The organism is Methylobacter sp. BlB1 (assembly GCF_015476545.1).
GTDB lineage: Bacteria > Pseudomonadota > Gammaproteobacteria > Methylococcales > Methylomonadaceae > Methylobacter.
Map to the genome: position 1 here is coordinate 55,405 of NZ_JADMKV010000019.1, position 20,441 is coordinate 75,845.

Sequence of the window (20,441 nt, forward strand, 5' to 3'; positions counted from 1 at the left end):
GAAATGTGTTGAAGCGATCTCCGCTTCGGCTAGTGTTCAAGTCACATAAGCAGCAGTCATTGTGCCAAATTTAGGAACTGCCTTATCCTGGATTTGCCGGTTGTTTATCCAAAAACAATTGCCGCTACGGCGGCAATTGTTTTCTGTTATTGCTACGGAAGCGGCACTCAGCTCTATAAATCCCTACGAAAGTAATTTAAAAACAATAAGTTATAAATTGGCATGATCGGTGCTAAAGCTAAGTACAGTACCAATGCTTTGTAGGCATTGGGCATTTGAATTTTTCAACCGTACAAAGGCAATCAACATGAGTACATTAAAAGTCGTGGTTGTCTCGGGCAATCTAGGGCTGCCGTCTAAGACGCTAGCATTGGCCGGGCAAATAGTCGAGGCAATCAAGCAGCAAGCTTACCCGCACGCTTGTATTGAAGTAATAACCCACAGCTTGGCTGATCTGGCTCCGGTTTTCGGACTTGCCCGTCATCCTGGGGAGCTGAGTGATATTGGCAAAACGGTGTTGGATTCTATCGGGTCGGCAGACATCCTCGTGGCGGTTACGCCGGTTTACAAAGGTTCCTATACCGGCCTCTTCAAGCATCTGTTTGATTTTCTGGATGTGAAGGCGCTAAACGAAGTGCCGGTGATTCTTGGCGCCACCGGCGGCGGAGAAAAGCACGCCCTGATTATCGAACATCAACTGCGGCCGCTATTCGGCTTCTTCGGTGCGCAAACCGTCCCTTCCGGCATCTACGCCACCGAACAGAACTATGATGGTTCACGCTTTAGCGATGCCGTCGTCAATGAACGCATCCATGCGGCAGCGCGCCAGGCAGTTGTCGCGGCGCTTATCCGAGCGGATCAAACTCAATCATGTGAAGCAGCTTAAGGAGAGCATCATGTCTATACCCGATTACGAAAAAATCCGATCTGAAATTCGCGCGTTGGTTGACGAAGTCATACGGCCTAATGCCGAACAAACTGACCAGGGCGTTTTCCCCAGGGAGAATCTTGAAGCCTTGGGTCGGGCCGGCTGGAATGGCGTGCTGATTCCCAAGGAATACGGCGGCTTGGGTTTGGATCATGTTGCTTTTTCCATAGTGGCTGAAGAAGTCGGCCGCGCCTGCGCCTCCACCGGCCTGGTGTATGTGATGCACACTGGTGCCGCACAGACCATCAATTTATTTGGCAACCACGACCAGAAAGAACGCTGGTTGAGACCTGCCCGGGACGGTCTGATTGGCACCTATTCCACCAGCGAAAAAGCCTCCGGCGGACACTGGTGGTTTAACTTTAGTGAAGCCGCACGGGATGATGACAACAACTATCTGCTCAATGCTGAAAAATCATTTACTACCAGCGCCGGACAAGCGGATTATTATATTTTTCAAACCCGCTCGCCTGGCGCCCAAAGCGCTACCGATATCAGTTTTTTCATCGTCGATTCCAAACTGGATGGCATTACGCATGGCACATGGGAAGCGCTTGGAGTTCGCGGCAATCACAGTGGACCAATCAGTTATAAAAATGTGCATGTGAAAAGCATTGATCGCTTAGGCGAAGAAGGTCAAGGTAAAGACATTGTTTACCACGGCGTATCGCCGGTGTATCTGATCGGCCTGGGCGCTGTTTGGCACGGCGTAGCCAGGTCGGCCTTGGAAAAAGCGGCCGATCATCTAACCGGCACCATTCATCGCGATTTCAACCGCAAACTGTCTGACTATCAAGTGCTGCGCCAGCAATTGGGTGAGTCCAAGGTATTGGTGGAAAGCTTGCGTCCCTGGCAGCACGATCTGGCACGGCAATTGGACCAATTGCAGGCATCCGGCCAGCTGCAAGGGCAAATCCTGCTGCCGTTGACTGAATTCAAAATCCATGCAGCGGAAGTGGCCAACATTTCGGCACGCAATGCCCTGGATGTCAGCGGCGGTTATGGTTACAAGAAAGGCCCTATCGAACGCATCTTCCGTGATGCCCGTGCAGGCATCGGCATGGGGCCATCAAACAACATCGCTCGCGAATGGATTGGAAAAGCACTGGTTGGATTGCCGCTGGAACTGTTCGAGGCAGGCGGCGAGTAGAAACTGCAGGAAAGTTCAGGTTTATAAACATTTGCATCGGTTCGATTTAACGAGCCGATCGCAAAGCCATCCTTTTTTGTCGATTGCCCTAGCATCGATACGCTGGAGATCCACATGTCACAGAAAACTTTGAAAGCCGCATTGGAGAATACCATTGCTGCCTTGCAAAAAAATCCGGCAGGAGCCCATTTGGTATTTAAGGCGCACACTCGCCTGCTCAATGGCCTGCGCTGCTCCGCCGAAGTGCGGAATTTTCCGCCGCTGATCATTGACGAGCCCCCTGATCTGGGCGGGGAAGACGCGGGAGCGAACCCCGTCGAGCTCATACTGGTCGCGCTCGGCACCTGTCAGGAAATCGTCTATGCCGCTTACGCCGCCGTGTTGGGTATTCCTTTGGATGCCGTAGCGGTGACCGCCAAGGGACATCTTGATCTGCATGGGCTCTTTGGCTTGAAAGAGGTGCCCGCCGGCTACCAGAAAATCAGCTTTGAAACCACGTTGAAAAGCCCTGCGGACCCGGAAACGATCAGAAAGCTCATTGCGCTTGTAGAAACGCACTGCCCAGTGCTTGATACGCTGACCAGGCCTGTAGAGGTGATCGGTACGGTCACACTCAATGGAGCGCCTCTGAACAACCCAGCCAATTATGCTGCATAAGGAAAAAAACCACATGAGTCAATTACCTAATTCCTTCCCCATCAAATTCGCCTACTGGGTGCCCAATGTCAGCGGCGGTCTGCTGATCAGTAAAATCGAGCAACGCACCAGCTGGGATATTGACTATAACCGCAAGCTCGCGCAAATAGCGGAGCAAAACGGCTTTGAATATGCCCTCAGCCAGATCCGTTTCACCGCCGGTTACGGTGCCGAGTATCAGCACGAATCGGTAGCTTTCACCCATGCCTTGTTGGCAGCCACCAGCAAACTGCGGGTTATTGCTGCTATTTTGCCAGGACCTTGGCATCCGGCAGTATTAGCCAAACAGATTGCTACTATCGATCACCTGACGGGCGGCCGCATAGCCGTCAATATAGTCAGTGGTTGGTTTAAAACTGAATTCACCGCCATCGGTGAACCGTGGCTGGAGCATGACGAACGTTATCGCCGTTCCGAAGAATTCATCCGCGCTATCAAAGGCATTTGGACACAGGATGACTTCAGCTTTTCAGGCGATTTCTACCGTTTCCACAATTTCACCTTAAAGCCCAAGCCCTTACAACAACCGCATCCGGAAATTTTTCAGGGCGGCAGCTCCAGGGCATCACGCGATATGGCTTCCCGGATCTCGGATTGGTATTTTACCAATGGCAATACACTGGAAGGCATTAAAGCGCAGATTGACGATATTCGCGCTAAGGCGGTCAAAGAAGGCCATTCGGTCAAGATTGGCGTCAATGCTTTCGTTATCGCCAGGGATACTGAGGAAGAGGCTCAGGCGGTACTCAATGAAATTATTGAAAAAGCCGACTTGGAAGCAGTCAACGCGTTTGGGCATGAAGTTAAACAAGCGGGCAAAGCATCGCCGGAAGGTGAAGGCAACTGGGCTAAGTCTACATTCGAAGACTTGGTGCAATATAACGACGGCTTTAAAACTAATCTGATCGGCACGCCCGAACAGATCGCCGAACGTATTGTGGCCTTAAAAGCGGTGGGGGTTGACTTGATTCTAACCGGCTTTTTGCATTTCCAAGAAGAAGTCGAATATTTCGGGCAACGGGTTTTACCTCTGGTACGTGAATTGGAATCACGACAAGCTGACCAAGTGGCCGCATAATGAGCACCGCTAACCCTCTCAAACAAGCTCAGGTAAAGTCTCAAGCGTTGTTCGATAAAGCCGAAAAATTGGCGGCAGAGTTTGCCGCCACCGCTGTAGAACGTGATAGAACTGGCGGTACGGCTAAAGCTGAACGGGATAGCTTGCGTAAAAGCGGCCTATTAAACCTCATCATTCCAGTTGAATACGGCGGACACGGTCTTGATTGGCACGACACTTTGCGTATGGTGCGCATTATTTCCAGGGCTGACAGTTCAATGGGACATTTGTTCGGTTTCCAGCATTTATTGCTTGCGACTGTGCGGTTATTTGGAGATCAATGGCCGCATTATTATCGTGAAACGGTTAAAAATAGCTGGTTTTGGGGAAATACCCTCAATCCTTTGGATACCCGCGCCAAGATTAGGGCCGACGGCAAAGATTGGCAGGTGAATGGCACAAAAAGCTTTTGTTCCGGTGCTACAGATTCCGACTATTTAATCGTATCAGCATTGCCGGAGACAGGCGGCAAATTAGTGATAGCGGCAATTCCCAGCCATCGGGCAGGCATCCGGATCAATGCGGATTGGGACAATATGGGGCAACGCCAAACTGACAGCGGCACGGTGGATTTTCATGGGGTACAAATATATGATCATGAAATTTTACGTCAGCCTGGCCCTTTAGGCAGTGTATTTGCTTCATTACGCCCGTTGATTGCACAGCTGGTTTTGACCAATATCTATCTAGGCATAGGTGAAGGCGCTTTGGCAGAAGCCATAAATTACACCCGCAGCCAATCGCGAGCCTGGTTTTTATCCGGCGTGGAAAGCGCTACCAGCGACCCTTATGTACTTAAAAAATACGGTGAGTTTTGGGTTGACCTCAATGCCGCCGCACTGGCAACCGATTATGCCGCAAGTTTACTGGATTCCGCTTGGCGTCAGGAAAATGCGTTAACCGAGGCTGAGCGCGGCAGTGTTGCCATTGCCAGCGCAACAGCTAAAGTCCTGGCAACCCGGGCCGGTTTAGACGTGACTCAGCGCTTATTTGAAGTCACCGGTGCGCGGGCGACCAGTGCCAAAGCAGGCTTTGACCGCTATTGGCGCAATCTGCGTACCCATTCGCTGCATGATCCGGTGGATTATAAGCTGCTCGATCTTGGCGAATGGGTTCTGAATGCCAAATCGCCGACACCGAGTTTTTACTCATGAGGATCATATAATGAGTTACGACTCAATCGAAATAGCCCTGAAGGCCATTCGCAACGGCGACTTCGTAGTGGTAGCCGACGATGCCGGCAGGGAAAATGAAGGCGATTTAATCATAGCGGCCGAAAAAATCACTCCGGAACGCATGGCCTTTCTAATACGGCACACTAGCGGCGTCGTTTGCGTCTCACTACCGGGTGAGCGCATTGATGCGTTGCGGCTGGACCCCATGGTGGCGAACAACACCGATGCGCATGGCACTGCATTTACTGTTTCGGTGGACTTGAACAAAGGCACCAGCACCGGCATTTCTGCAGCAGATCGCAGCGCCACCATCCGCGCATTGGCTAATCCCGCCTGCGATACCGACAATTTTGCTCGGCCAGGCCATGTATTTCCATTACGGGCCAGGCAACATGGGGTTTTGGTAAGGCCGGGCCACACCGAAGCAGCTGGGGACTTGGCACGCTTAGCCGGTTTGTATCCTGCTGGGGTGTTGTGCGAAATCGTCAATGATGATGGCAGCATGACCCGTGGCGAAGCACTGCGGACATTTGCCAAGCAACATAAATTGCCGTTTATCACTATCACTGACCTTATTGCCTACCGGCGCCGTAACGAGCGCTTGGTTGAGCACATCTCAGAAGCACGGATCCCGACAGCAATCGGAGTTTTCACTGCCCATGTTTACCGTTCGACGCTAGATGGCTCGGAGCATTTGGCCTTGGTCAAAGGCCAGGTGACGGGGCAGCAAAACGTTCTGGTGCGCGTGCATTCCGAATGTTTGACCGGCGATATTTTTGAATCTCTGCGTTGCGATTGCGGTAATCAACTGAAAATGGCCTTGGCTAAAATTGAACAAGCCGGCAGCGGGGTTTTGGTTTACTTGCGCGGTCATGAAGGGCGTGGCATCGGTTTAGCGCACAAGCTACGTGCCTATGAGCTGCAGGACCAAGGCCGGGATACCGTACAAGCCAATTTGGACTTAGGTTTGCCGGTGGATTCTCGAAGCTATGATGTAGGCGCGCAAATCTTGACCGACTTGGGCGTGACCACTCTACGGTTAATGAGCAATAATCCGGCTAAGTTCACGGAACTGGCGGGATTCCGGCTGAAAATCGTTGAGCGTATACCGCTAGAGCCCGTCCCCAATCGGGAGAATATCGTCTATTTACGCACTAAATCCGAAAAGTTGGGGCATTTATTCAATTTAGACAATTTGTCTTGAGAAAGTTAAGCACTAACAAATAAGATTGCCGACCGTATTAATTTTACAAGGCAGGTTTTTGAGGGAATGCAGAAGCTGAAATCTGTAGTTTTCCTGTTTTTACAAAGGCCTGCCTGCTTTCCTTATCCTCAATCGAAGCTATCTCATTTACACATAATAGTATTACTTTTAATCATTTTAGTAAGTATAAATACGTATGCTATTTTAGAGATAATTATAATTTCAAGGGATATGTTTTTTTCTTATGCATTTACTTGCTTTTCCCAATCCTGCCGAATTGGCACTCTCAATTCGAGCGTCCGCCTTAGTTTTCGAAGATCCAAAATCCAAAGAACTGCTTGATAGGATCAAACGCATTGCGCCTAGCGAGTTAAATGCCCTTATCATTGGCGAAACGGGTACCGGCAAAGAACTGGTTGCCCGTCACATTCACGAACTCAGTGCAAGGCGCAACGGGCCGTTTATGGCGGTCAATTGCTGTGCCTTGTCGGAAACATTGATTGAAAGTGAGCTGTTCGGCCATGTAAAAGGGGCTTTTACTGGCGCGACGACAGACAAAGCCGGTTGGTTTGAGGCCGCTTCCGGCGGTACGATTTTTCTGGATGAGATTGGTGATCTGCCTCAGTCGGTGCAGGTAAAATTATTGCGAGTTCTGCAGGAAAGAGAGGTGGTAAGGGTCGGTTCTCATAAGGCAATCTCCATAGATGTGCGCTTGATTGCGGCCACTAATGTCAAATTGGAAGAGGCAGTCCTGGCCGGCCGCTTTCGTGAAGATTTATACTACCGTCTGAATGTCGCAGCATTGAATTTGTTGCCTTTACGGCAGCGTACCGGAGACATTCTGCCATTAGTTGAACATTTTTTAAAAATTTATGGGCAGCGGCTTGGTTGTCCGGAAACCACTGTCTCCCCAACCGCAAAACAAACATTGTTGGCACATACTTGGCCAGGTAACATTCGTGAACTGGAAAATGCTATACATCATGCTTTATTGGTAGCTCGTGATCTTACCATTACGCCGACTGATCTAAGTCTCTCTCAATTATCAAATTTTCCCAAGGCAGTAGACCCCGATCTTGGAGATTTCGAGAAATTAGAAAATATATTTCAGGCTTTATGCGAACAAGAACATCCTGATCTGTATGCTCGTGTGGAACAAGCTTTGCTGCAAGCAGCTTATAAGCATACTGGCCGAAATCAATTGGCAACAGCAAGATTGCTAGGACTGAGCCGACACGTTGTCCGGGCCAGATTAATTCAACGCCATATATTGGCATCAGGGGAGTCGAAAACTGAAAAATATCAACCTTCACTGCCGAAAGGTGTAAGCGTTTCATCCATTGTAGTACCTGATGTTTTTCCAATCGACCTGGACTGCAAGGAGCTTGTCTTTTCCGAACTATCGCAAGAGTGTTGGGGATTTTGATTTACTGTTGGTATTAATGGATGTTGTCAAAGGAGACGGAAGCTATTGATTAATAAGCCCCATCTCCCGGAGGAGCGACAGGGTCAGTTCTCACACTCCAACATTTTGCGTTCTCCGCTATACTTGATTCATGGCTAGACCTTTAAGATTGGAATTTGCGGGCGCCCTCTACCATGTGAGTTCAAGAGGAGATAGGCGCGAGGGCATCTATCTGGATGATGAGGATAGAGAAGCATGGTTGGAAGTCATGGGCGATGCTTGCGACCGTTTCAATGGGGTTGTGCATGCGTATTGCCAGATGAGCAATCATTACATCTACTGGTGGAAACGGTCGACGGGCATCTTTTGAAAGGGATGCGGCAGACTAGTGTCTATACGCAACGCTTTAATCGCCGCCATGGCATGGTGGGGCACCTTTATCAAAGCTGTTAAAAGGCGATCTTGGTCCAGAAGGAAAGCTATTTGCTGGAGCTGATAGATATATTGTGTTGAATCCGCTACGCGCCGGTATGGTCGGGAAACCGGAAGATTGGCCTTGGAGCAGCTACCAGTCCATGATCGGAGAGGCGACGGTGCCCAAGTGGCTGGATATGGACTGGCTGCTCAGCCAGTTCGATAGTTACCGGAAAAGCACGATTGACTTCTACTGTCGATGCATGTCGAAGATTGGCGACCATTTCGGTGTTCACTATATGACCGTGAGTCGTGCTGTGCGGCAATTTGAAAAGAATAGCCGGGAATGATGTTGGAATGTGAGAACTGAGCCTGCCTTCGGACGCGCCATTCTTAATAACCCTCCAAAAAGAATTTTATCCCGGCCACCATCGGCAATCCGGCGCAATCTCGCCTCAATCCAACTGGGCCGGATCTGCCGCATGGAATCGGGACATCCTTTTCCCGTTATCCCGCATCACGGCCCCGGCGCCTAATACTCATCCCCCAGCGCATCCAATGCCGTCTGCGCCAGACCGGTCCATAGCGGCGTACTCCAATCCTTCAGATATCGCCTGAACTGGCGCCGCGTTGAAATGATTGGAAACGCGTCGGCGCAAAGCTCGTTCAGCATCTCTCGGCAGTGCTGCTTAATCTCGGTTTCCAGCGATTTAGGATCGCTGTCTTGTCCGCCGTACACCACTCCCAACAAGCTGAGTTCCGCCAGCGTGCTCAACGCATAAGCCCGGTCATCGCCTGACGATTTGCGAATCTGCCATTGCACAATCTGTTTGGCCGCGTTCCACAATATGCTGTATTTATGCGCCAGTTCCTTGAGCACGGGGCCGTCGTCTTCCCGGTTCAGGATGGCGATAATCGACAGGTATTGCGTGATCACCCAGTAATTGCAAGGGTCGATTTCCCAGGCATCACGATAAAAATCGCGGCAGGCTTCGTAGGCTTTCTGGGCCAATGGTAGATTTTCCGCCAAGGCATAGGCGATGCCGATGCGTTTCTCGCTGGCGGCGCTGATGCCCAGGCGCTGCGCCCTATCCTTGGCCGAGACGATGGCATGCGATTCCTCGCGCCAGTTTTTCAGATCCTCGCGCACCGATGCGCACAGTGCGGCCAATTCCACATTTTGGGCATCACTGAGAATCTGTGCGGCACTTTGATCCCGGTCCAGATTCGCTCCCACCAGTTCGTCGATCCGGTCAAACTTCACTTCGATTTTGCGCTGCGTCTGCTGGTCACGGAACAGGTTGACCTGACGTTCAAAATTCCACGGCACTGTGGCGTAGGCGACGATGCTGGCCCAGTCGTGCGTCTCCGGCGAATCCGTGCGCAGCCGCTGGCGCAGCTCGTAAAGCACCCAGCGCGGGTCGCCGCCGTTCAGCAAGCCGCGGTAGAGCACTTTGGCCGCGATGGCCGATGCCTTCATCCATAGCGGAAACTGGGACGCGATGACCCACGGAATGCCGGCCGCGTTCAGTTCGTGGGCGATGCTGCCGCCGGGCGTCAGCACCGATTCGATATTGCCGGAATCGCAGGTCGCCAGCGTCACGAGCGTCGGCCGAAACCGCGTGTTGCCGGCCGAATCGCTCGAGGTCAGGGCGATGGCGAGACGCTCGCCGTCGACGATGTCGGCGCTGTCGCCGGTCTCGCTGCACAAGGCCAGGCCGTAGCGCTCATCGCCGGAATACTTGAACGGCGCGCCATGGGCCAGGATGTGGACATGAGTGAACTCGGTCGACGCGCAAAGCGAGCGGATTTGCTCCAGCGTGGCATTGGGCAGCACGGTCAGCAGCTTTTTGACTTCCTCGATGCGGTTCTCATCCTTGATCTTGACCCAGGGCTCGATGGCCTCGCGCAGGGCCTGCAAATGGGCCTGCGCGGGCACGTAAAGCCCGTCCGGCGCCGCGAACGCGAACAGAATGCGCGGCGGGCGCGTCCAGTCGACCGGCAGTGGGCGGCCCCGGCGAATTTCCCGCGTGATCGTGATCGGCGTGCGCATTTGCAGGAACAGCGGCGAGCCCGATCCGGGGAAACCGTCCGGCGCCACGGCCGCCTCGAAGGGCATCAGGCCCAGTTCGAACGCGGACATGGCCAATCTCAAATGCACGAGTTTGCCGCTCTCGGCGCCGGCATTGCCGAGCTCGGAAAGCAGGGCCGGCACCTGGCCGAGCACGCGGCCGATGGCCTCGCCTATGTCGCGGATTTCCGATTGCCGCTGGTCGTCAGTGGCGGGGTCCTTATCCTGGGGGTATCTGAGCCGCCGCAGGCGCATCAGCAACTGGCGATGCTCGAACGGCATTTGCAGCGTCACCGGCCCGTCGGAGCCGCACAGGGCAATGTAGTTGGTCAGCGGCGACAACAGTTGATTGTGGGCGGGCCCGGATCTTAACAGTTCGAGCTTGACGTTGCGGATTTCCGAAGTGTACTTTTCGATCATGTCACTTCCTCGCGAATTGCTGGATGACCTGGGGCGCGCCAGTGCCGTCGCCGACGACATGGCTCAGGCAGCCGACGACGCCGCCGTTCTCCGCCTTGATGGACACGGCGCTGGTCTGGTTCATCACGAAGCTTTGCCCGCCGAATTTCGCCTCGTCGATCAGTTCCATGCGGCCGTCCATCAGGACGTCGTAAACCGGCTTGAACGACTTCTGATCCTTCAGCATGGCGTCGGTGAAACGCAGCAGCCGGATCCAGGTGCCGCAATTGAAGTAGAAGCGCCCGCCGCCCATGTCGATAGCGCGCTCCAGATGGGTGTGGCCGGTGACGATGAAATCGATGGAAGCCCCTACCGCCGCCGTGACATCCTTGAAGGTGTCATCCCGGTCGGTACGGTCGAAGGTCTTGTCGTCGGCCAGCCAGTCTTTCAGCGCCCGGCGCAACGCCTCGTCCTTGGGCACATCCCTGAGCCAGCCTGTCAGCCGGTCGAAAATCAGCTGCCAGGTGCCCAACGGCGCCGCCGGCTCGACGATCTGGGCATTCGGCTTGCCGAGATTGGCCTCGGCCAGCGCCAGCATCGCGTCCACATCCTGCGAATCCTGCCGCGAATGCGTGTTGATGCCCTCTCTGAGATTGGGGCCCAGCAATTGCTTGACCGTCACCGCCGAGGCATCCGTCACCTGTTCGCGCGGCTGAAACCCTTCCGCGGACAGGCGTTGGTTGACTTCCCTGCCGCCGCTGACTCTCTCGCCAACGATGGATACCAGGTCGGTGATCTTTTTCGCCTGGGACGGATCGAGCACGATCAGCGCGCCGACCGCGGCCTGGGTTTCCGGCTTCAGCAAATCGATCCATTTGTATTTTTCCTTGACCTCGTTCATGACCTCCTTGACCATGCGCGTGCCGGCGTTCGGATACCATTCCTTGGCATCGAGCGAGCGGCCGGCATTCAAGCGCCGCCCGACCTTGGCCAGATCCTCGTAGCGGTTGTAGTTCCAGGCATCCACCTCGTTGCCGTGCGTGCAGTAGATACGCGCATTGCCGACCGTACAGGTATAGCCGGCGCCGGTGGTCGAGAACTCGATCCGGGCGCGCTTGACCAGGTCATCGCCTGCCAATCGTTTCATGATCAGTCGCTGCACCGTCGGGAAAGCTATTTCGATATCGTGATTGCCGATGATAAAAACCAGCGTGCGCCGTTCGCCCGCCACGAAAGCCGCGAGCGCATCCCAAATGCAGGAGAAGGACGCGTCTTTCATGATCCGCTCAACCACAGAGACGGCCTGCTCGACCGCCACATAGCCCGGCAGTTCTTCGGCCAGCGTGTCGAAGACATCCCCGTTCAGCACCAGCGCTACATGGCCTGCCGGGCACTGTTGGGCCACCCACCCAATGTAACCCGCCAGCCTCCTGGTCTCCTTCAGGATCTGAAAATTGGGTCTGTTGCCGCCCATGTGGATGTCAGAGATCACATGAATCTCATCGTAAGCGGGAAAATCGCTCATAGGTCTATCTCCAGTAACAAATAAAATCGCCGACAAATACTGACAACCAGCCGGAACGGAAGCGCGGGTCAGGCCTGGCATTCATGGTCTTTGCGCATGCCTGAGCATGAAAAGTGTAAACTCATAACATGAAGCTCCTCTTCTGCTACTTCGAGCCCTGACGATCCCGCGCCACAGATCCCCAGTGCGGCATTACTCTTGCCGGCCCTAACCGGAAACATCGGCCGCTAAGCTATACGCGCGCTAGAAAAAGCCCAAAGTAATGCAATTTTTGTAGTTGCTGGAAATATATGGATCAGCATTAGTTAGAGGTGTGATTATAGATGATATAGACAGTGTGGCAAGAAATAGCAGAAGGCCGGCGTCCCAGCCGTTATGCTAACCGCGGATGCCAGTAAAAACAGGCTTATCTTTTGCCTGTGGCAATTGCCTCAAGCAGTCAAATAAAATAGTCTCTCCGAGACATCTTAGAAAACTGCTGAGGCAAGGGGCTATATCGTCCGTCTACAGGCTACTTGATAGGCGTAATAGCAATGGCTTCCAGCCATTCGGCAATACCGTTAACCGGCGGATGATATTGCATAACGACAGAAAAAGCATTGCCGCTGCCGGCATCGGTCACGCGAGGGATTAACACTTGTTGGTTAGCCGGGTTATACGTAGCCTGGAATGGATCGGCAACCTCTCCAGCGCCAAGTTCATTAAGCGCTGATAGAGCAAAGTTATAGGTATTGTCCGAAAATGGCTCCTGACGCATCAAGCGTGCTTCATAGAGCTTACCGTCAACCTTGACTTTAGGGATATTCAATTCACTGGTAAAGCCATTGAATGTCGATGACTTTTCAATTGCAGACGCAGACAGTAACGGATCAAGACCTGTGCCAGTTACCTTGATCGTGTACTGGTCGTCGCTAAAAAAAGTTGAGAGATACTGCTGTGTAGTGGCATAAGGTCTAGTTATCGTATTTCCATCGCCATCTGTGTCTTTGCCAATTACAGGGCGTCCAGGCTGACTCAAAAGAACTGATCCTTGGCCACATTCTTCATCCCCTTGATCGGCATTGCCGTGCAGAGGCGCGGAGATGGCAATGTAGTAATCTCTTTCACCCGGGGGAACACCGATTTCAAGCGAATTCGACTTATCAAAACAAGGATCAATGATGCCAATGAGGGCTCCATCGAATAAATTCGCCCTGTAAGCCAGATACAGGTCATCTGAAGGAAACCATTCCTCATCCGGACTAAGAATTGTATTTCCAAGCAGGTCTTTAGCACTTTGAGTCTCTGTTACCAAACGTTGCAACCAAAACTGGGCGGATTCTTCAAACTCAGGCGTGAACTTGGCGCTATCAAACGCATACAGTACCCACCGGCTTTTTTGGCCGAAGCAACTGCTGCCTTGCGGGCAAACGTCAAGCTTGATAACTTCATTACCGGCACTGTGCAAGTAAAACCAATCCCTATCATGCGGAGAGAGCAAATGCCCTTTAATATTTCTACTGGAATTCAAAGGGGTGGCATCGGTAGAACGGTCGTTAAATTCAACGTCCACATTATCGTAAGGACGATCTTTCGGCTGTTCAAAAACGGTATTGCCGTCGGCATCAACCGGATTGCCTATAATGGTCACATTCAGTCTTGCGGTGGCGCTTTGCCCATACTGGTTGGTAATGGTATAGACGAAAGAGTCTGTAGCAACTTGACCAGCCGTTAGCTTAATAACACTGGGAGAGTTTTTATACAATGTATAGGTAAAGTCCCCTGTAGAATCGATGATCAGAGTGCCATAGTCACTGGCGGGCGAACTGTTAAGCGTAACATTCATCGCATCGCTGGAGTAAACACCGGACCCATCTATAGTCGCATCATTAGTTATCACACTGCCTTTTACAGATGTGACATTGTTTGGCATTACCGTGATACTGTCATCAACTGCCACAATCTGCGATGCTACGGATGCCGAAGAATCGATGGCGCTTGGGGAGCCTGTAGAGCTGATGGGCGCCTTTAAGGGCCCAGGATCGGCACACAGCTCAAATGAGCAGAGCAATAATAAAGGGGAAATCTTTTTTAACATTGAGATACACTCCTGTGATCTTACGGACAAGTTAATCGGGTTAATCTGAGAATAGTTCAGTTTGGCCTATAGTCAAGCTGGGCCACAAAAATGCTCAGCGGACAGATTCCCGCTATTTGTTACCGTAGATCAGGAGTGCGGCCAGAGTCAGCTTAATCTTGTGTGCAGCCCATTGGCATTCACATCCGATTGATCGAAGCATGAATCTTTTTCGCTAGCGCATCGATTCCGCGCCTCGTCACCTTCTCATGCGTGCCTTTCAGTTCGATAGCGTATCTTGCTGAGAGATCGGGTTTTTTCACATTGACCAGATACGCCATCAAATAAGAAAACAGGAAGCTGGGCTTGCTATGCTGCCCGACCACGACCCAGTCGGCATTCCACTGCCTGGCCAGCGCGGCCGCATCGTCATGGAATTTGAAAAGATAGCCGAACCCGGCATTGGCAGCCGCCTGTTCACTGATATTGATGTGAATGATTTCATAGTCACCGGCCCGGCTGATCGCCTGTTCAAGCAACGGTCTGAATGTAGCCGTACGCACAAGCTCGTCCGGCGTATTGGGCATTGAAGTGATATCGTTCAGTTCGAAATTCAAAACCGCTATGCGGACGCTTGCATGAGCGGCCCCGTTGAAAACCAGCCCCATGCTCAGCACTACCCAAGCAGGGATTAAACGCGCACTTATTAATTTCATCATCTTTCTCCTCTTGAAAACCTGCCTTGGCGGCAGTTGCCAGATTAATGGACATGCACATGCCAGTAACCCGATCGTTGCCCGCTAAAAACGGGCAATTTGCCCGACCTTATCAAGACAGCTTTCCATACCGGCCACAGGCGCATAAAATGCGAGCAAAGACGCACCATGCCTCAAACCGCCTGATCGTCAGCAAAAAAGCTCATCCGACATTACTATGAATCTGAAACTTCATTTGCTATCGCGCATCATCCTGATCGGCTTTGCCTGCCTGATCGCAACGACAGCCTGGGTGCTGTATCAGGCTGATCAGGAATTCCGGCATGAGGCCCGTTCAAAGGCTGACTCAATAGGCAGACAACTGGAATTGCAGCTGCTGCGCATCAATGCGGGCTTCGATCACACGGCGCGCTTCCCTGATCTGGGGCTATGGCAACAGATGGGCGCCATCTCCGGCGCTTGCGTGTGGTTCATACCGGCAGACGGGGACCAGGTCCGCAGTGTTTGCAGCGGCGGCAATACCTCTGCCCAGAGCGGGCCGGACTGGTTCGAAAGCATTTACCGGTGGGCGTTCAAGCCTGGTTTTGAGACTATGCGCCAGGTTGCCTTCCGTAACCATGTTTATGGCGCCGTCGTCGTCGCGCCCAGCGCCGAAATCGAGATCGCCAGCACCTGGCAACAGCTTCGCGGCCTGATGGGACTGTCCGCAACAACCGTGCTGGCCCTTTGCCTGCTGGTTTATGTCACGGTGAACCGCGCCTTGCGGCCGGCGCAAGTGATTGTTGCCGGCCTGGAAAGCATGAGCAATGGAAATTTGTCTGCCCGCCTGCCCGCTTTCGAGCTGGCCGAATGGCAGCGCACCGGCCAAGCCATCAATCAACTGGCGGCCAGCCAGCAGCAGCTGCTCGCCGAGCGCCGGATGCTGGCCCTGAAGTTGATGACCGTTCAGGAGGAAGAGCGCCGCTATCTGGCGCGCGAGCTGCACGACGAGTTCGGCCAATGTCTGGCCGCCATCAACGCCGTTACAGCCGCCATGATGCAGACGGCGGAACAGGACTACCCTGCGCTGGTTCCCGAAGGCAAAAACATCGCCCGCATTACCGGCCACATGATGGATTTATTGCGCGGCATGCTGCTGCGATTGCGGCCCATGGATATTGATGAACTGGGATTGTCGGCCGCGTTGAACAGCCTGATAGCCGGCTGGAATGCCCGAAACGGCGGCAAAATTCACTATCAGCTGACCATCGACGGCGATCTTGGCCAACTGCCCGAGCCCGTGCCTGTCAACATCTTCCGCATCGTTCAGGAATGCCTGACCAATATCGCCAAGCATTCGGGCGCCGCCAACGCGAAAGTCATGATCAAACTGTCTGATGGACTTGTAGAACTGCAGGTAGAAGACGACGGCATCGCCGACAAACTGCCGTTTGAAGACAGTTCCGGCATCGGCCTGCTCGGCATGCGCGAACGTGTGACGGCGCTAGGCGGCCAGCTGACACTGGCCCCGATCCAGACCGGCGGACTGATGGTCCGGGCATGGCTGCCGTTGCAGCCTGCGGCAGGAGCCCCGGCATGACGGCCTCGGCGCACATCAGGATCTTGCTGGTCGACGATCACGCCATCGTCCGCGAAGGCTACCGCTCTCTGCTGGAAAAGCAACCCGGACTGGAGGTCGTCGCGGAGGCGGCTGACGGCCTGGAGGCCTATGCCCGCTTTAAGGAATGCAATCCCGATCTGGTCATCATGGATCTTTCGCTGCCCGGCCAGGGCGGGTTTGAGGTTATCGCACGCATCCGGCAGCGCCGCTCCGATGCCAGAATCCTGGTTTTCAGCATGCACCAGCATCCGGGATTTGCGGTTCAGGCCGCGCGGGCTGGGGCATTAGGCTACGTCACCAAGAGCAGTGCCCCCGATGTCCTGATCCGGTCCGTCTATGACGTCCATGCCGGCCGTCACACGCTGAGCGCCGATATCGCCCAGGCGCTTGCCCTGGAAAAGCTGGGCGCTGACCGCATCGCGCTGGAAGACCTGACCGTGCGCGAATTCGAGATTCTGCGCCTGCTGGCCGAAGCGCGCCCGACCGAAGACATCGCCCGCCTGCTGCATATCAGCCCAAAAACCGTGCTGAACTGCCATTACCTGATCAAGAAGAAACTGGGCGTCGCCAGCGATATCGAACTGATCCGTCTGGCCATCAGGATGAACGTGGTCAGCCTGCTGGAACTGTCGGGACCACTGTAGGCGCTTTAATCCGCCCTAAAATGATCACGGTCCAATGGGCTTAAAGACTGTGTAATCAGAAGCTATAGCGTGTTTCATCAGGTTGATGCGCAATAAAAAAGGGAGCATTGCGCCCCCTTTCGAGATATTTCTAATTGACCGGATCAAGCCTCTGACGCGCTTGTTTTACGGCGCGAGAAACCGGCTAGCCCAACCATTGCCGAACCGAATAACCAGACTGCCGCTGGCACGGGAACGGCTGATATATTCTCAGCCGACATTTCCGCATAGGCGTGTCCGATGATGATGTCGGTGTCAAATAAGCCGGCTAGACCATTTAAGGATAAGCGCAGCGCATTGACCGTCATTGAACAAAAAGAATTGGAGCAATCCGCTATCTGTTCGTTGAGAATTAAAGTGGCACCAATGAGTCCAAGTGCATTTAAATCAATTATGGAATTTGCGCCGGCATTGGCGTCAACTTGGATATCCTGGCCTAATATACTCAAGTTTAGCGATGTGATATTAGCGCCTCCTGAGGCAGTCAGGTTGCCATAATCCCCCGTTACCTCGGCGCTGGAGCTTAAAGTAACATTATCCAGCTCAAGCAGGCTTGAAAGGCCTAAAATCGATAAAAGATCAGCATTGATGTTTAAATCTTCGACGCCGCCGGACGCGCCAGTGGTTTTACTGCCGGCCGATCCATCAACATTGGAATCCGCCGATCCATTAATTGTATCGGCTGAGGCATGAGCTTGAACTCCTAATATAGTGGCGCCAGCATTAAGATCTAAAAGCGCATTATTCAGACTATATGGCGCCGGAGCTGTTCCCGATATACCTGCAGGTGTTGTTACTGACAGCAAGTTTGAGTTTAGAACATCCAAATTTACAAAGAGCCCATATCCTTCACTGTTAGCACTAACGATCGCGGCGCCCGCGCTTGGGGTAAAAGTAACAGATGCCAGCGTTAATGCGGCGGCTCCCAAAAAATAAGCTTGTTTTTTCATTATTATAAATTCCAAAATATTACAAATTATGTTGAAAAATGATTTGCAACCCAGCCGTCTTCTATCATTAACCTTTAATAAAGACCCGTAGCTTTCCGTCCCCGCCTCGCGGCGAGTTTGGCTTTTATATTTTTTAACGTCTCCGGCATCCAGCCACAAAGTAAAGCCAATGGAAGAACTCGATTGAGAAAAGCTTTTTCAACATCGTCTCCATTTTTTACTTCTCCAATTCCAGCAATTCCACCTGGTTTCAGTACCTTGATCGTACAGCACCTTAAAAACAACTTAAAAACAACTTAATTTTTTTAATTAACGCCAGTATACTCAGGCCGCATCTGCAAGTTGTTAGCAATTTGTTATTTTTGTGTTAGAGTCTGAGATTATTCTATTCAGGCTTTTTATGCTTGTGTCAATGGATCAAGATTCTATTTATGAATTTGGAACGTTTCGCCTGGAAATAGCAACTTATCTATTGTGGGAAGGTGAAACACCCGTCAATTTACCGCCCAAGATTTACCGCTTATTGCTTTATTTCCTGCAGCATGCAGGTCAGTTAATATCGCGGGAAGAGTTGTTCAATGCGGTGTGGGATGGCCGGATTGTCGATGATTCGGCATTACGGCTGGCCGTTAATTCCTTGCGCAATATTTTGCAGGACGACCACAAAACACCACGTTTTATATCAACGGTCAACAGGCGGGGCTACCGTTTTCTGGCCGATGTCGCCGTTAATCGGCCTCATGATAATGTTACCCTTTTGCATTACCAACCTAAAATTGAGCCTTCACCGGCCTGGATTGAACGCCTTTCGGAATTGGATCTGCTTCAGAGAGCCTTTCATCAGGCGGCTAGAAAAGAGCGATGCCTGTTTTTTCTGAGCGGTGAGCGCGGCGCGGGCAAAACTACCCTGATCGATATGTTCCTTTCCAGAATCATATCCCCCAACCTGGCCGTACTCCGTGCCCGGGGCGTGCAACTGCACGGGACCGCGGAACCCTTCCTGCCCTTATTGGAGGCTCTGGAACGTCGTTGCCGCGAACCCTCCGGAAAAACATTGATTGAGCGTCTGGAACAGACTGCCCCAACCTGGCTCTTCCAAATGTCGAATCTGTTGAGCGATGACAAACTTGCAGCCATCATTCCAAAAGTCTCCCAAAACAATACGCTCCGCATGTTGAGAGAGGCCGCGGAATTTTTTGAGAATTTGAGTACCGGTTCGACCTTTATCCTAATTATCGATAACGCGCAATGGGTTGATCAAGCGACTCTGGACTTAATCGCCTTGTTGGCATTTCGGCGCTCTGAAGCGAAACTGTTGATCATCGTCAGTTATCGCCTTTGCGAAAACGGCGCCGCTGCCCAGCGCATTGAGAAACTACGCGAAGAGCTGCATCACCGCGGCTTGTGCCAGGAACTGTTCCTGCAGCGCTTGGCTCAGGTTGAGTTCCCGGAAGCTGGATAATTTAAGAGAAATTGCTGTTTCCCGACCTGATCGGCAACTGCTTCTCCAGTATTGCTTCCTGGCCTTCGTTTGACATTTCCCTGAACCCGGAAGCCCTGCCTGAGCTTTCCAAGCCGAAGCTATTCTTATTGAATGTAGACAATAAAATAATCACAGCGCCCCTGCCAAACCCGTAACTCGTAACGGTGATGCTCATCATCAGAAACAGGCGAAACGCCGCCGGCAACAGTCCTTCGGCCGGAACTGGCGCATCCAGTACCGGAAATACGGCCTGCAGAAGAAACAGGCTCGAATTGGTGAATGCGCCGACCACCATGGCCCAGCGCACATGCCAGGGCAGCGGCACCTTGGCCGCATAAAAGCCGAACAGCAGCGCGCTCATTAACAGAAAATCCAGATGCGCCTGCAGCAAGCGCGTGATCTTGCCCTGAAAAACCAGCTTGAGCGGCGACATGCCCAAATTCATGCCTACCATGCACCACGCCAGCACCAACGCCGCCAGCAGCCATAAAACGGCGCCTCTGATTAAAAGCACATTGCCCGCATGTCTTGAATCCTGATCCATACCTAATTGCCTCATGTTCTGCCCTATTCATTTGAATTCATACTGTCCCTTCAGTATAAATACACGGCCGATCACACGCCTGCCTTGGACGGAACAACTGTTTGACTGAAACGGCAATAGGCCGTTTACACGCGACGCGCTTGTCTCTAATATTGGCAAAAGCAGTTTCTGTATTAGGAGCTGATGTTACGCACAGACGATTTTATCCCGTTTGCCGCGCCGAGCACCGGAGCTTTTAACAGATTAGGCCCGCAGGGGCGCGGCAGGGAGGCCGCGCGTTGCCAAAGGGACAGGAGTCCCTTTTGGCAACCCCTGTTAAAAGCGA

The 20,441-nt window shown here is 52.6% G+C and carries 18 protein-coding genes and 1 riboswitch; of the genes, 12 read left to right on the forward strand and 6 right to left on the reverse strand.

Annotation, left to right across the window (positions count from 1 at the left end; all coding sequences use genetic code 11):
• The first annotated feature begins 307 nt into the window (after positions 1–307).
• The 9 genes from IT781_RS09580 (at position 308) to IT781_RS22300 (ending at position 8,439) form a co-directional block, all read left to right on the forward strand.
• Positions 308–886, forward strand: a complete 579-nt coding sequence (locus IT781_RS09580; protein ID WP_194969934.1) for an NAD(P)H-dependent oxidoreductase — start codon at positions 308–310, stop codon at positions 884–886.
• A gap of 10 nt (positions 887–896) precedes the next feature.
• Positions 897–2,078, forward strand: a complete 1,182-nt coding sequence (locus tag IT781_RS09585) for an acyl-CoA dehydrogenase family protein (protein ID WP_194969935.1) — start codon at positions 897–899, stop codon at positions 2,076–2,078.
• A gap of 114 nt (positions 2,079–2,192) precedes the next feature.
• The gene (locus IT781_RS09590; RefSeq protein ID WP_194969936.1) at positions 2,193–2,735 is read left to right on the forward strand and encodes an OsmC family protein; all 543 of its coding nucleotides are present in this window, start codon (positions 2,193–2,195) and stop codon (positions 2,733–2,735) included.
• Between the two features lie 13 nt (positions 2,736–2,748).
• Positions 2,749–3,852 carry a dimethylsulfone monooxygenase SfnG gene (sfnG, locus tag IT781_RS09595; RefSeq protein WP_194969937.1) on the forward strand — a complete coding sequence of 368 codons (1,104 nt, stop codon included), beginning with the start codon at positions 2,749–2,751 and terminating at the stop codon, positions 3,850–3,852.
• Positions 3,852–5,045: an acyl-CoA dehydrogenase family protein gene (locus tag IT781_RS09600; RefSeq protein ID WP_194969938.1), complete on the forward strand. Its 1,194-nt coding sequence runs from the start codon at positions 3,852–3,854 to the stop codon at positions 5,043–5,045. Before sfnG ends, IT781_RS09600 begins: the two co-directional genes overlap by 1 nt.
• A 10-nt stretch (positions 5,046–5,055) precedes the next feature.
• The gene (locus IT781_RS09605) at positions 5,056–6,270 is read left to right on the forward strand and encodes a bifunctional 3,4-dihydroxy-2-butanone-4-phosphate synthase/GTP cyclohydrolase II (RefSeq protein ID WP_194969939.1); all 1,215 of its coding nucleotides are present in this window, start codon (positions 5,056–5,058) and stop codon (positions 6,268–6,270) included.
• 244 nt (positions 6,271–6,514) lie between these two features.
• Positions 6,515–7,696, forward strand: a complete 1,182-nt coding sequence (locus IT781_RS09610; RefSeq protein ID WP_194969940.1) for a sigma-54-dependent Fis family transcriptional regulator — start codon at positions 6,515–6,517, stop codon at positions 7,694–7,696.
• 130 nt (positions 7,697–7,826) lie between these two features.
• Positions 7,827–8,045 (forward strand): hypothetical protein, encoded by a 219-nt coding sequence (locus IT781_RS22295; protein ID WP_228779043.1) that lies wholly within the window; start codon positions 7,827–7,829, stop codon positions 8,043–8,045.
• Positions 8,046–8,184: 139 nt separating this feature from the next.
• Positions 8,185–8,439, forward strand: a complete 255-nt coding sequence (locus IT781_RS22300; RefSeq protein WP_228779044.1) for a hypothetical protein — start codon at positions 8,185–8,187, stop codon at positions 8,437–8,439.
• A gap of 182 nt (positions 8,440–8,621) precedes the next feature.
• On the opposite strand, the gene IT781_RS09620 is transcribed toward IT781_RS22300, so the two are convergent.
• The 4 genes from IT781_RS09620 to IT781_RS09635 form a co-directional block, all read right to left on the reverse strand.
• On the reverse strand, positions 8,622–10,580 hold the full coding sequence (locus IT781_RS09620) for a CHAT domain-containing protein (RefSeq protein WP_194969941.1): 1,959 nt from the start codon (positions 10,578–10,580) through the stop codon (positions 8,622–8,624).
• Between the two features lies 1 nt (position 10,581).
• A complete protein-coding gene (locus tag IT781_RS09625; RefSeq protein WP_194969942.1) occupies positions 10,582–12,084 on the reverse strand; it encodes a metallophosphoesterase in 1,503 nt (500 codons plus the stop codon).
• A 511-nt stretch (positions 12,085–12,595) separates the two neighbouring features.
• Complete coding sequence (locus IT781_RS09630; RefSeq protein WP_194969943.1) at positions 12,596–14,161, reverse strand: Ig-like domain-containing protein; 1,566 nt, start codon at positions 14,159–14,161, stop codon at positions 12,596–12,598.
• Between the two features lie 179 nt (positions 14,162–14,340).
• Positions 14,341–14,859 (reverse strand): DUF2380 domain-containing protein, encoded by a 519-nt coding sequence (locus IT781_RS09635; protein ID WP_228779045.1) that lies wholly within the window; start codon positions 14,857–14,859, stop codon positions 14,341–14,343.
• Positions 14,860–15,073: 214 nt separating this feature from the next.
• Between IT781_RS09635 and IT781_RS09640 the strand changes: the two genes are divergently transcribed.
• Both IT781_RS09640 and IT781_RS09645 read left to right on the forward strand, forming a co-directional pair.
• Positions 15,074–16,435, forward strand: coding sequence for a sensor histidine kinase (locus IT781_RS09640; protein WP_194969944.1), 1,362 nt, complete (start codon positions 15,074–15,076; stop codon positions 16,433–16,435).
• Positions 16,432–17,100, forward strand: a complete 669-nt coding sequence (locus tag IT781_RS09645; RefSeq protein WP_194969945.1) for a response regulator transcription factor — start codon at positions 16,432–16,434, stop codon at positions 17,098–17,100. Before IT781_RS09640 ends, IT781_RS09645 begins: the two co-directional genes overlap by 4 nt.
• A gap of 143 nt (positions 17,101–17,243) precedes the next feature.
• On the opposite strand, the gene IT781_RS09650 is transcribed toward IT781_RS09645, so the two are convergent.
• Complete coding sequence (locus tag IT781_RS09650) at positions 17,244–18,089, reverse strand: choice-of-anchor P family protein (protein WP_194969946.1); 846 nt, start codon at positions 18,087–18,089, stop codon at positions 17,244–17,246.
• A gap of 41 nt (positions 18,090–18,130) precedes the next feature.
• Positions 18,131–18,221: riboswitch (cyclic di-GMP riboswitch) on the reverse strand.
• A gap of 280 nt (positions 18,222–18,501) precedes the next feature.
• On the opposite strand from IT781_RS09650, the gene IT781_RS09655 reads away from it, so the two are divergent.
• Entirely contained in the window at positions 18,502–19,551 is a 1,050-nt protein-coding gene (locus IT781_RS09655) for an AAA family ATPase (protein WP_194969947.1), read from the forward strand.
• A gap of 1 nt (position 19,552) precedes the next feature.
• On the opposite strand, the gene IT781_RS09660 is transcribed toward IT781_RS09655, so the two are convergent.
• Positions 19,553–20,116 carry a hypothetical protein gene (locus tag IT781_RS09660; RefSeq protein WP_228779046.1) on the reverse strand — a complete coding sequence of 188 codons (564 nt, stop codon included), beginning with the start codon at positions 20,114–20,116 and terminating at the stop codon, positions 19,553–19,555.
• Positions 20,117–20,441: the final 325 nt, after the last annotated feature.

What these genes read in the sequence shown, in the direction of transcription:
- IT781_RS09650 (WP_194969946.1), bottom strand. Translation starts at nt 18,089, where the DNA reads ATGAAAAAACAAGCTTATTTTTTGGGAGCCGCCGCATTAACGCTGGCA.
- IT781_RS09630 (WP_194969943.1), bottom strand. Translation starts at nt 14,161, where the DNA reads ATGTTAAAAAAGATTTCCCCTTTATTATTGCTCTGCTCATTTGAGCTG.
- IT781_RS09635 (WP_228779045.1), bottom strand. Translation starts at nt 14,859, where the DNA reads ATGATGAAATTAATAAGTGCGCGTTTAATCCCTGCTTGGGTAGTGCTG.
- IT781_RS09625 (WP_194969942.1), bottom strand. Translation starts at nt 12,084, where the DNA reads ATGAGCGATTTTCCCGCTTACGATGAGATTCATGTGATCTCTGACATC.
- IT781_RS09610 (WP_194969940.1), top strand. Translation starts at nt 6,515, where the DNA reads ATGCATTTACTTGCTTTTCCCAATCCTGCCGAATTGGCACTCTCAATT.
- IT781_RS09660 (WP_228779046.1), bottom strand. Translation starts at nt 20,116, where the DNA reads ATGGATCAGGATTCAAGACATGCGGGCAATGTGCTTTTAATCAGAGGC.
- IT781_RS09585 (WP_194969935.1), top strand. Translation starts at nt 897, where the DNA reads ATGTCTATACCCGATTACGAAAAAATCCGATCTGAAATTCGCGCGTTG.
- IT781_RS22295 (WP_228779043.1), top strand. Translation starts at nt 7,827, where the DNA reads ATGGCTAGACCTTTAAGATTGGAATTTGCGGGCGCCCTCTACCATGTG.
- IT781_RS09645 (WP_194969945.1), top strand. Translation starts at nt 16,432, where the DNA reads ATGACGGCCTCGGCGCACATCAGGATCTTGCTGGTCGACGATCACGCC.
- IT781_RS09590 (WP_194969936.1), top strand. Translation starts at nt 2,193, where the DNA reads ATGTCACAGAAAACTTTGAAAGCCGCATTGGAGAATACCATTGCTGCC.
- IT781_RS09655 (WP_194969947.1), top strand. Translation starts at nt 18,502, where the DNA reads ATGGATCAAGATTCTATTTATGAATTTGGAACGTTTCGCCTGGAAATA.
- sfnG (WP_194969937.1), top strand. Translation starts at nt 2,749, where the DNA reads ATGAGTCAATTACCTAATTCCTTCCCCATCAAATTCGCCTACTGGGTG.
- IT781_RS09605 (WP_194969939.1), top strand. Translation starts at nt 5,056, where the DNA reads ATGAGTTACGACTCAATCGAAATAGCCCTGAAGGCCATTCGCAACGGC.
- IT781_RS09620 (WP_194969941.1), bottom strand. Translation starts at nt 10,580, where the DNA reads ATGATCGAAAAGTACACTTCGGAAATCCGCAACGTCAAGCTCGAACTG.
- IT781_RS09580 (WP_194969934.1), top strand. Translation starts at nt 308, where the DNA reads ATGAGTACATTAAAAGTCGTGGTTGTCTCGGGCAATCTAGGGCTGCCG.
- IT781_RS09600 (WP_194969938.1), top strand. Translation starts at nt 3,852, where the DNA reads ATGAGCACCGCTAACCCTCTCAAACAAGCTCAGGTAAAGTCTCAAGCG.
- IT781_RS09640 (WP_194969944.1), top strand. Translation starts at nt 15,074, where the DNA reads ATGAATCTGAAACTTCATTTGCTATCGCGCATCATCCTGATCGGCTTT.